The 9,928-nt window shown below is 44.3% G+C and carries 10 protein-coding genes and 2 pseudogenes; 6 read left to right on the top strand and 6 right to left on the bottom strand.

Features of this window, described 5'->3' with window-relative positions:
* Nucleotides 1-327: 327 nt before the first annotated feature.
* A complete protein-coding gene (locus IQ242_RS08865) occupies nt 328-1,098 on the top strand; it encodes a class II glutamine amidotransferase (protein ID WP_193959712.1) in 771 nt (256 codons plus the stop codon).
* A gap of 2 nt (nt 1,099-1,100) precedes the next feature.
* Here IQ242_RS08865 and IQ242_RS08860 read toward each other — a convergent pair whose 3' ends face one another.
* On the bottom strand, nt 1,101-1,829 hold the full coding sequence (locus tag IQ242_RS08860; RefSeq protein ID WP_193959711.1) for an ATP-binding cassette domain-containing protein: 729 nt from the start codon (nt 1,827-1,829) through the stop codon (nt 1,101-1,103).
* A 75-nt stretch (nt 1,830-1,904) separates the two neighbouring features.
* On the opposite strand from IQ242_RS08860, the gene IQ242_RS08855 reads away from it, so the two are divergent.
* Complete coding sequence (locus IQ242_RS08855) at nt 1,905-2,594, top strand: Uma2 family endonuclease (protein ID WP_193959710.1); 690 nt, start codon at nt 1,905-1,907, stop codon at nt 2,592-2,594.
* Nucleotides 2,595-2,905: 311 nt separating this feature from the next.
* Here IQ242_RS08855 and psaC read toward each other — a convergent pair whose 3' ends face one another.
* A complete protein-coding gene (gene psaC / locus IQ242_RS08850) occupies nt 2,906-3,151 on the bottom strand; it encodes a photosystem I iron-sulfur center protein PsaC (RefSeq protein ID WP_002734319.1) in 246 nt (81 codons plus the stop codon).
* A 250-nt stretch (nt 3,152-3,401) separates the two neighbouring features.
* Between psaC and acs the strand changes: the two genes are divergently transcribed.
* The 4 genes and pseudogenes from acs (at nt 3,402) to IQ242_RS08835 (ending at nt 7,029) form a co-directional block, all read left to right on the top strand.
* A complete protein-coding gene (gene acs, locus IQ242_RS08845) occupies nt 3,402-5,372 on the top strand; it encodes an acetate--CoA ligase (RefSeq protein ID WP_193959709.1) in 1,971 nt (656 codons plus the stop codon).
* Nucleotides 5,373-5,579: 207 nt separating this feature from the next.
* Nucleotides 5,580-5,786 (top strand): annotated as a pseudogene (locus IQ242_RS27065) (hypothetical protein).
* A gap of 19 nt (nt 5,787-5,805) precedes the next feature.
* Nucleotides 5,806-6,465, top strand: coding sequence for a tropomyosin (locus tag IQ242_RS08840; protein WP_193959708.1), 660 nt, complete (start codon nt 5,806-5,808; stop codon nt 6,463-6,465).
* Between the two features lie 39 nt (nt 6,466-6,504).
* A complete protein-coding gene (locus IQ242_RS08835) occupies nt 6,505-7,029 on the top strand; it encodes a GNAT family N-acetyltransferase (protein WP_193959707.1) in 525 nt (174 codons plus the stop codon).
* Between the two features lie 127 nt (nt 7,030-7,156).
* Here IQ242_RS08835 and IQ242_RS08830 read toward each other — a convergent pair whose 3' ends face one another.
* The 4 genes and pseudogenes from IQ242_RS08830 to IQ242_RS08815 form a co-directional block, all read right to left on the bottom strand.
* Nucleotides 7,157-7,663 carry a DUF1269 domain-containing protein gene (locus IQ242_RS08830; protein ID WP_052275550.1) on the bottom strand — a complete coding sequence of 169 codons (507 nt, stop codon included), beginning with the start codon at nt 7,661-7,663 and terminating at the stop codon, nt 7,157-7,159.
* A gap of 97 nt (nt 7,664-7,760) precedes the next feature.
* On the bottom strand, nt 7,761-8,378 hold the full coding sequence (locus IQ242_RS08825) for a CP12 domain-containing protein (protein WP_002764953.1): 618 nt from the start codon (nt 8,376-8,378) through the stop codon (nt 7,761-7,763).
* 90 nt (nt 8,379-8,468) lie between these two features.
* On the bottom strand, nt 8,469-9,659 hold the full coding sequence (locus IQ242_RS08820) for a glycosyltransferase family 4 protein (protein ID WP_193959706.1): 1,191 nt from the start codon (nt 9,657-9,659) through the stop codon (nt 8,469-8,471).
* A gap of 38 nt (nt 9,660-9,697) precedes the next feature.
* Nucleotides 9,698-9,928, bottom strand: a pseudogene (locus tag IQ242_RS08815) (ribosomal-protein-alanine N-acetyltransferase RimI); the annotation flags it as partial.

Here is a 9,928-nt window from a genome sequence, read left to right as displayed (position 1 = left end):
CCCCTAGGGTTGATTCATAGTAGGGTTGATTCATGAATCAACCCTACCTTGAGGGGGTTTGATCCCCCCTGTCAGCCTTGATAAGGGGGGTGTCTGACAGTTTTTAACACCTACCGACAATCAACCCTACCTTGAGGGGGTTTGATCCCCCCTGTCAGCCTTGATAAGGGGGGTGTCTGACAGTTTTTAACACCTACCTACTTAGTGCCAGATTAATTTCTTAGCTAGGATAGGCAAGAGGCAGCTAGAAAAAATTCTCCTGTCTCCTGTCACGGCTGCTGGCAGTAAGTAATTTTGCCGGCATCTGATATTCAAACTCAAGCAACTATGTGTCAACTTCTAGGCATGAATTGTAATGTCCCTACGGATATCTGTTTTTCCTTCGAGGGATTTTGTGCGCGGGGAGGGAAAACCGACGAACATCGAGACGGTTGGGGAATCGCTTTTTTTGAGGGTTTAGGTTGTCGAACTTTTATTGATGTTAAACCCTCGATCGCTTCTCCGATTGCGGAATTAATTAAAAACTATCCCATCCATTCTACCAATGTTATCGCCCATATTCGCAAAGCCACCCAAGGAGAAATTAAACTAGAAAACTGTCATCCTTTTCGGCGGGAATTGTGGGGGAAATATTGGGTTTTTGCCCATAATGGTAATTTAGAAAATTTCTCACCGGCTGCGGGAGATTTTTATCAACCGGTTGGGGAGACGGACTCCGAAAGAGCTTTTTGTTTAATTCTTAATACCCTGCGAGAGACTTTTCCCCAGGGCAAACCTTCCCTAGAGCAACTTTATCAAGTCCTAAAAACTATCACAAACTCTATCGCTTGTCAAGGAATTTTTAATTATCTTTTATCCGATGGTGAACATTTTTTTGCCCATTGTTCGACGAAATTAAGCTATATAATCCGTCAGTATCCTTTTGCCGCCGCTCATTTAATTGATGAAGATGTGAGCGTTGATTTTCAAGCTTTAGCTCGTCCGGGCGATCAAGTGGCAATTATTGCCACTACACCCTTAACTGATAATGAAGTTTGGACAGCGATTAATTCAGGAGAATTATTAGTTTTTCAGCAGGGCGCAGCAATTTTAAGTTAATCTTACCAGTGGTCACTTTGTCGAGATTTTTCTAAATCAATTAACTGAGTTTTTAGCCCTAACCAATCTAATTGATTGGCGAGGCAATCTGAACCAATTTTTCCCGCTTCTAGATAAATAACTCTCTCGGCAAATTCCTCTAAAAAATCTAGTTGATGATTGACCATAATTATCGTCATTGAACTTTGATTATTTAATACTTCTAATAACCTGCTGGCCGTGCCTGTATCTAGAGCGGAGGTGGGTTCATCTAATAACAGTATGCTCGGTTCTAACAGCAAAGCTCTGGTAATTGCCACTAATTGTCTTTGTCCTAAAGATAATTCTAACTCCCCGCGCTCAAACCACTGTTGAGGAATTTTTAATAGGGATGTCCAATGGTCAATTCTCTGATTAATTTCCGCAGGAGTAAGTTTTTTTAATTGCAAAGGATAAGCGAGAGCATCTCGAACAGTCATCCCTAATAATTTCGACTCTTGTAGCAATAAAACTATCTGTTGTCGCAGGGAAATAACTGGTATTTCCCTAATCGATTTACCTTGAAAATAAATATTTCCCGTGCTTGGTTCTTGCAAACGATTTAACAATTGCAAAAGAGTCGTTTTTCCTGCCCCAGATGCTCCGACAATAGCTAACTTTTCTCCTTGCTTGATGCTAAAAGTAATATCTTCTAACAGATAAGCACTGCCTCGTCGGATAGCTAAATTTACTTGCTCTAGTTCTAAAATCAAGATTGGTCTTTTCCTTACTTAGTTCAAATTTATTATATAATAAAAATAGCCCAATGAGTTCGGCAGGTATTCCCCATGATTAGTCAAGTTAACAAAAACGAGATTATCTATCCTGAGAGCGACGGTAAACCGATGGCAGATAATACTAAACAATTTCACTGGATAGTAACGATTAAGCAGAATCTCGACTGGTTATATATCGATGATCCCCAGGTATTTGTAGCGGGGGATCTGTTATGGTATCCCGTGGAAGGCCAGCCGAAAATTGCCGCCGCTCCTGATACGATGGTAGTATTTGGCAGACCGAAAGGCGATCGAGGTTCCTACAAACAATGGCAAGAAGATAATCTTGCTCCTCAAGTCGTCTTTGAGATTCTTTCTCCCAATAATACCTCCATCGAAATGGCCAAAAAATTGCTATTTTATGATCGCTATGGAGTCCAAGAATACTACGTCTATGATCCCGATGATAATAGTCTAGAAGCTTGGCAGCGAATTGGTGACAGTTTAGACAGTGTTAGTGAGGTTAATAATTGGGTGAGTCCCCGTTTAGGCATTCGTTTTGACTTAACCGACGAGTTAAAAATTTATCGTCCTGATGGCACTCAATTTTTGTCCTACAGCGAAATTAATCAACTACTGGAGCAGGAAAAGCAACGGGCTGAAAATGAACGCCAACGGGCAGAACAGGCCAATCAGCAGTTAGTAGAAATGGAGGCAAAACTGCAAAAATATCGTCAACTTTTTGGAGAATTACCTAACTAGGGTTTGCTGAATAAATGTGAAATATAGACGAGGTAAGGGGTTTGGTGGCCTGTTTGGCGAAGCAGCTGCAAGATTTTCAAGCTAGTGACTCAAAAACGGGAGCATCTTGATCGGCGATTGCGTCCTGTAGGGGCGAAGCATTCGGGCAATAACTTATTGCTGAAACCGTAGATTTTCTATCCGAATGCTTCGCCCCGATTTTTTCAGCCAGCCCTAACTAGCGAAGGGAGTATAACAAAAAAAGAGGACTGGTTAGTCCTCTTAACAAGATTAGTTTTCGCTAAATGTTAAACACAGAATGATTGCCAGGCCTAGTAGGCTAGACCCATACTGCGGGTGGTTTCTGCTCCGAGATAAACCCGAATGCTCAAGAAATCCGTCGGACAAGCGGTTTCGCAACGTTTGCAACCAATACAGTCTTCCGTGCGGGGGGAGGAGGCAATCTGGGCAGCTTTACAGCCATCCCAAGGAACCATTTCCAGCACGTCGAGGGGACAAGCCCGAACGCATTGGGTGCAACCGATACAGGTATCGTAAATTTTAACGCTATGAGACATCGAATTATGACTCCTTACCGAGTGTTCTCCATGTTAAATTTCGGGTTTATCGGTTAGTTTACCTTACAGCGATCTGTTCATCGCTCGATCGGTGACATAACTTTAAACTCTGTAACACTTGGGCAAAATGGCGATCGCTAGTCAGGGATCGGGCAATTCTAAAATAGCCTTAAAGAATTGCTTGCCGGGGTTACGGGGGGAACCGAAAAAGGTAATCTGGATCGCAAGATAATTTATTTCGTTTGCCAGTATGACAGAAATAGCGATCGAATCGATCCTACAGGAAAATCGGCTGTTTCCTCCCAGTGCCGAATTTTCTCAGAATGCCACAATTAAAAGCTTTGAAGAATACCAGCAACTCTACGCCAAAGCCAAGGCCGATCCCCAGGCTTTTTGGGGACAATTAGCCGAAAAAGAACTATATTGGTTTGAAAAATGGTCAGAGATTCTTGACTGGCAGCCCCCCTTTGCTAAATGGTTCGTCAACGGCAAGATTAATATTTGTTACAACTGTATTGACAGACATCTCACCACCTGGAGACGCAATAAAGCCGCCATCATCTGGGAAGGAGAACCGGGAGACAGCCGCACCATTACCTACGAACAGCTACACCGAGAAGTGTGCCAATTTGCCAACGCTTTAAAGGAATTAGGCGTAAAAAAAGGCGATGTGGTCGGAATTTATCTGCCAATGATTCCCGAAGCTGCCATCGCTATGTTAGCCTGTGCCAGAATTGGTGCGCCCCACAGTGTCGTTTTTGGGGGATTTAGTGCCGATGCTTTGCGCGATCGTCTTAATGATGCGGCCGCTAAGGTGGTAATCACTGCCGATGGTGGTTTCCGCAAGGATAAAGTCGTTGCCCTCAAGGAACAGGTAGATCTGGCTCTAGCCGATAATAACGCCCCCAGTGTGGAAAAAGTTCTCGTTGTCCAGCGCAGCAAGGAACCCATCAATATGGTTGCCGATCGCGATTACTGGTGGCATGATCTACAAAAACAGGTATCTGCTAACTGTCCGGCCGAACCCATGGATAGCGAAGATATGTTATTTATCCTCTACACCAGTGGTTCCACCGGCAAACCGAAAGGAGTCGTCCACACCACCGGCGGTTATAATCTCTACACCCATGTCACCTGCAAATGGATTTTTGACCTGAAAGACACCGATGTTTACTGGTGTACTGCCGATGTGGGGTGGATTACCGGCCATAGTTATATCGTTTACGGACCGCTTTCCAATGGTGCAACCACGGTAATGTATGAAGGGGTTCCCCGTCCCTCTAATTTAGGTTGTTTTTGGGATGTAATCGAGAAATATCGGGTTAATATCTTTTATACTGCCCCCACTGCTATCCGCGCTTTTATCAAAATGGGTGAAGACATCCCCAATAGCCGGGATTTATCCTCTTTGCGCTTACTGGGAACCGTGGGAGAACCGATTAACCCAGAAGCGTGGATGTGGTATCACCGGGTTATCGGTAAGGAAAAATGTCCGATTGTCGATACTTGGTGGCAAACGGAAACCGGGGGGATTATGATTACTCCCTTACCCGGGGCAATTGTCACCAAACCGGGGTCAGCAACCCTACCTTTTCCCGGTATTATCGCCGAAGTGGTGGACTTAGAGGGCAATCCCACCCACGCGAATGAGGGGGGTTATCTGGTGGTCAAACATCCCTGGCCCGGTATGATGCGAACAGTCTATAAAAATCCCGATCGCTTCCGCAATACCTACTGGGAACAGATCGCCCCCAAAGATGGCCAATATCTCTATTTTGCTGGGGATGGTAGTCGTCAGGACGAGGACGGTTATTTCTGGGTAATGGGGCGCGTTGATGACGTAATTAGCGTTTCTGGCCACCGTTTAGGGACAATGGAGATCGAATCAGCTTTAGTATCTCATCCTGCGGTAGCAGAGGCGGCTGTGGTGGGACGGCCGGATGAAATTAAAGGGGAAGAAGTCTATGCTTTTGTGACTCTCGAGGGGCATTATGAAGCGAGTCAGGAGTTAGCGCAAGCATTAAAGGATCACGTTGTCAAGGAAATTGGCATTATTGCTCGACCGGGAGAAATCCGTTTTACCGATGTGCTGCCAAAAACGCGATCGGGTAAAATTATGCGTCGTCTCTTGCGAACTTTAGCATCAGGTCAAGAGATTTCTGGTGATACTTCTACTCTAGAAGATCGATCGGTTTTGGACAAATTGCGCCAAGGTGCCTAATTTAATTGCCGGTTTTTCCTAGTAGTTAGGGTGAGGAATGAGAGCTAATCTTATCTCACTCTAACGGGAGTGATGATCGGTGAACATATTTGCTCAAGCAGCAAATCTATAGCTAATAATAATCCTGTTTGAAAGGTATAGGAGAATGGGAAGTGGGGAGTCGGTCGTCAATACCAAATTAGCTCATAAGCTCTCTTAATTTTTTGTGTGATAAGTTTAGATTATCTGGAAGCGATCAATCTTTGTGTCCTTTGTGTCTTTGTGGTTCGTTCCAGTTGATCTCGCGTAGCGAGCGCGTTGCGACCGCCAGCAGGAATGTATCCTATAATATATTTTACCCACCGAACCCAAGAGAGCCGATCATACTTCATGTTTATAAGAAAGGCTATAATAATAAAAATAAGAGCAAATTGAAATTATAGGAGTTTAATCAATGACCACCACCACTGCTACGGATAATGATTTAAAAAGACTAGAAGATTTAATCCTCAATGGACAGAAGATAATCGAACATCGATTCAACGAGATCGACAATCGACTGACTACCATGGACAATCGACTCACCACCATGGACAATCGACTCACCACCATGGACAATCGACTCACTACCATGGACAATCGACTCACTACCATGGAAACTCGACTGATTGAGGTGGACAATCGACTCACTACCGTGGACAATCGACTCACTACCGTGGAAACTCGACTCACTACCATGGAAACTCGACTGATTGAGGTGGACAATCGACTCACTACCGTGGACAATCGACTCACTACCGTGGAAACGCGACTCACTACCACGGAAACTCGACTGATTGAGGTGGACAATCGATTGAAGGTGATTGAGAATGGACAAGCGGAAATAAAAGCTGATGTCAAAAATGTTCAAAAAGATACTACCGATTTAAAGATTGAACTCACGGAAGTTAAAGGTGATATTAAAACTCTTGATAGTAAATTTGATGACATGAATAAACGCTTAGAGAAAGTCGAAGGAACCCAAAAGAATCAAATTTGGACATTGATAACTGTCTTAAGTGGTTCCTTACTAGCCGTGGGATTTAGAAGTTTTTTTATCAACAATAATCCCTAATCTCAGCAAGAGAATTGCTATAATTTGCTCACAAAAACAATGAAAAGCGAGCGCCTAATTCTCCGTCCTTGGCAACTACCCGTAGACAAAGAGTCTTTTTTTCAGATCTATCAAAATTCCGAAGTCACTTATTTTTTACCGAGAATTCGTCAGTTAGCCACGGATATTGAGAGTTTAAATGCCCATTTTTCCGAAAGATTAGCAACTATTCGTAATCAGGGTAATGGCAGCGATTGGTGGGCAATGATCGATCGAAAAAATAATCAGATTATCGGTTCGATAATTTTACAGAATTTACCCGATAACTACGGTTATCCTACCCCAGATAGCGAAATTGGTTGGCATTTACGACGCGATTATTGGGGACAAGGATATATAACCGAAGCGACTAAAGTTATTCTAGAATACGGCTTAATCAGCTTACAATTGCCGATTATCTACGCAGTGGTTAATGCCGATAATTATCGCTCAATTCGTGTCACGGAAAGATTAGGAATGCAATCAATGGGATTAACGAATAAATACTACGACACTGAAGCACTTTTATTCTCGATCGAAGCTTAAAGTTCATTAATAATTATTGATTGTTTCTTATTTTATGGATGCTGTGGTGGTCATGCTAAACCCATTCTTGCTCAAAAAGCAAAAAGGGAAATATATTCCCTTTTTCTAGCTTTTATGGACCCAGATCCTAAACCGCTTCGGGTTTAACACCTCTTTGGTCGAGAACTTTCTGTAATTCAGCTTCGTCGGTTTTGGTCAAAGAAGTGCGTAACACTTTACCTCCGTAGGGGGCCACTTCATCGAGGACCTTATCGGGGGTAACTTTTTGGACGAGAACAAAGAGAGCAGAGGTACTGGGCTGCAGGGTTTCTCCCAATTCGCGCATAAAATTGTCATCCACACCGATATCACTTAAAGCACCTCCCAAAGCGCCACCAGCAGCACCGAGGACGGCCCCTAATAAAGGGGATAAAAAGAGCATTCCGATTAATAATCCCCAGAAACTGCCACTAGCGGCTCCTGCTGCCGTTAAATTGACCGCTTGCTTGAGTTTAATCTGGCCATCTTTGTTTTTAACCACTACGGCAGCATCTTCTAACTCGATGAGATGTTCCTGTTGCAGTTTAGCCAAAGTTAAACGAACTTCTTCTGCTTTAAATTCGTCCTCATAGGCGATGACAAATAGATCAGCCATAGTTTTTCCTCGATTATTAGTAAATAAAACCTTTATACACTACTTTTGCCGGATTAAAAAGTTTGAGGTATCGGAGAATACCGAAAACCCATGGGGATTAGGTGTCATAGATACGCGCTTCAAAAGCATCGGGATTTTCTTGACAGTATTCCTCAAAATAGGTTTTTTCTGGTTTTTTAGCGCGTTGGTGTGCCAATTCTGCCTGTAATTCCTCAACAACATCCCAAGCCGCGGCACAATCGGGAGAATTTCCCCCTTTTTCAGCACAGACTACCCGGGCAATATCTCTCGCTTTGATAATCTCCGCTTCTAAATCAAGACTGCGGGGCTTTTCGACGGCGTTACCTTTATGGAGAATGTCGCTAACGGATATAACACCGAGCAAACCGCCTTTAATTACTGGTGCGAAACGAATACCCGTATTAGCAAATAAGCGGGCCACATATTCAACACCGAGGTCGGGATTAATCACGATGCAGGGTTTGCTCATCACTTCATAGACGCGCACTTTTTGCGGATCTTGACCGAAAGCGACGACTTTATAGACAATATCGGTTTCAGTGATAATTCCGTAAGCATCTTCATCGTGACGGCGATCGACAATAAGAGTTCTAATGTTCTTTTCTCTCATCAATTGTACCGCTTTGGCAACGGTTTCAGAACCTTTAATCTTGGCCACCTCCGTGGTCATAATTTCAGCTGCTTTCATAGTCATATTTGGAGAAGTTAAGTTGTGCCTTTGTTATTTTAAGACATAAACTGACCCCTAATACTGACGGCTGACGGCTTAAAAACCGCTCCCTGATTAACGCCATTCTACCAGTTGTCGTTCTTGGACAACCAAACCATATACTGTCTCGGTTTGACGAGCTAAATTCGCCCAATGAAAGCGTTTTTCTAGGTCTTCGTAGGCGTTATTAGCTAATTCTTGGGCGTATTCGGGATGATTTAAAACCTCCAAAATGCCCCAAGCGAGGGAATCGGGATTATTGACCCGGGTGACAATTCCCGTTTGACCATGACGGACAACTTCGGGAAAACCGCAGGTATCGGAAACTACCACGGGAACCCTAGCGGCGAAACTTTCCAGGGCGACAATGCCAAAAGGTTCGTAAAGACTGGGAAAAACGGCACAATCGGCCACGGTTTGGAAGCGATCGAGGTTTTCATCGGACATAAAGCCCGTAAAATAACAATGATGCCAGATACCGAGATGCCAGGCCTGTTGTTTGAGTTTGTCGGTATTGCCGCCACCGATAATAACAAATTTAGTTTTAGCCCCAGTCTGAGCGAGGACTTTTGGGGCAGCGTTGAGTAACACCGAAACCCCCTTTTCAAAGGTCATGCGCCCGACGTAATAGACGATTTTTTGGTAATCTTCGGCATATTGACGACGAAAAGCTCGGTAATCAAAGTTAGGGTCTCTTTGCTTTTTCTCGGCCCGAATACCGTTATAAACCACATCGATCTTATCCCAGGGGGCGCCCAAAGCCCGATGGACTTCATGACGCATATAGCCGGTACAGACGATAACGCGCCAAGCATTATAGACGAGGGTTCCCTCTTTGCCGGCGATATAGCGTTGGGTGTCGGTGTGCAGTCCGTTGTAACGTCCGTATTCCGTGGCGTGAATAGTGGCAATCAGGGGTATTTTAAAGAGATGTTTCATGGCAATGGCCGCATCCCCTACTAACCAATCGTGGGCATGAACAAGGTCAAATTTTCCGTATTCGGCGATTATTTTGCCGCCCTGTTGCCCCATGCTGTTATTCATGTTGACCACCCAATGGAAAAAGTCATTGCCGGGGGGGACGGGGACGCGGTGGATGTGAATACCTTCCACCAGTTCGTAACTGGGGGCCTGACCGAATTCGATCGTGATTAAATGGACTTCATGACCGAGTTTGACGATTTCGGGATAGAGTTCAGCGACATGACGGGCGATACCGCCCACTAATCGCGGTGGAAATTCCCACGCCAAGACTAAAATCCTCATTTTTCCCTAACCTCGACCTGATTTAAGCTTGTAGGTAATCATGACATCCCCATGGTATCTATTTTGGCTCTGGTTTCTTCCTCTAATTGCCACTCTCCCCGCGCCAGTCTGGAAAGGACTTCTTGTCGCCACTTGTTTAATTGTTCCTGAAAAGCGGCCGTTTGTAGATCGTTGCGCCAGAAAATTAGGGCTGATTCGCCAGTTTGCGGATAATAATTTTTACGCTCTCCAGCGACGCGGAAGCCAAAATGCTCGTAGAGTGCGATCGC

It is taken from the genome of Microcystis sp. LEGE 08355 (assembly GCF_015207185.1).
GTDB lineage: Bacteria > Cyanobacteriota > Cyanobacteriia > Cyanobacteriales > Microcystaceae > Microcystis > Microcystis panniformis.
The sequence above is the reverse complement of the archived record's forward strand: the minus strand, read 5'-3'. Positions and strand labels throughout refer to the sequence as shown.

What these genes read in the sequence shown, in the direction of transcription:
- acs (WP_193959709.1), top strand. Translation starts at nt 3,402, where the DNA reads ATGACAGAAATAGCGATCGAATCGATCCTACAGGAAAATCGGCTGTTT.
- psaC (WP_002734319.1), bottom strand. Translation starts at nt 3,151, where the DNA reads ATGTCTCATAGCGTTAAAATTTACGATACCTGTATCGGTTGCACCCAA.
- IQ242_RS08840 (WP_193959708.1), top strand. Translation starts at nt 5,806, where the DNA reads ATGACCACCACCACTGCTACGGATAATGATTTAAAAAGACTAGAAGAT.
- IQ242_RS08865 (WP_193959712.1), top strand. Translation starts at nt 328, where the DNA reads ATGTGTCAACTTCTAGGCATGAATTGTAATGTCCCTACGGATATCTGT.
- IQ242_RS08835 (WP_193959707.1), top strand. Translation starts at nt 6,505, where the DNA reads ATGAAAAGCGAGCGCCTAATTCTCCGTCCTTGGCAACTACCCGTAGAC.
- IQ242_RS08825 (WP_002764953.1), bottom strand. Translation starts at nt 8,378, where the DNA reads ATGACTATGAAAGCAGCTGAAATTATGACCACGGAGGTGGCCAAGATT.
- IQ242_RS08855 (WP_193959710.1), top strand. Translation starts at nt 1,905, where the DNA reads ATGATTAGTCAAGTTAACAAAAACGAGATTATCTATCCTGAGAGCGAC.
- IQ242_RS08820 (WP_193959706.1), bottom strand. Translation starts at nt 9,659, where the DNA reads ATGAGGATTTTAGTCTTGGCGTGGGAATTTCCACCGCGATTAGTGGGC.
- IQ242_RS08830 (WP_052275550.1), bottom strand. Translation starts at nt 7,663, where the DNA reads ATGGCTGATCTATTTGTCATCGCCTATGAGGACGAATTTAAAGCAGAA.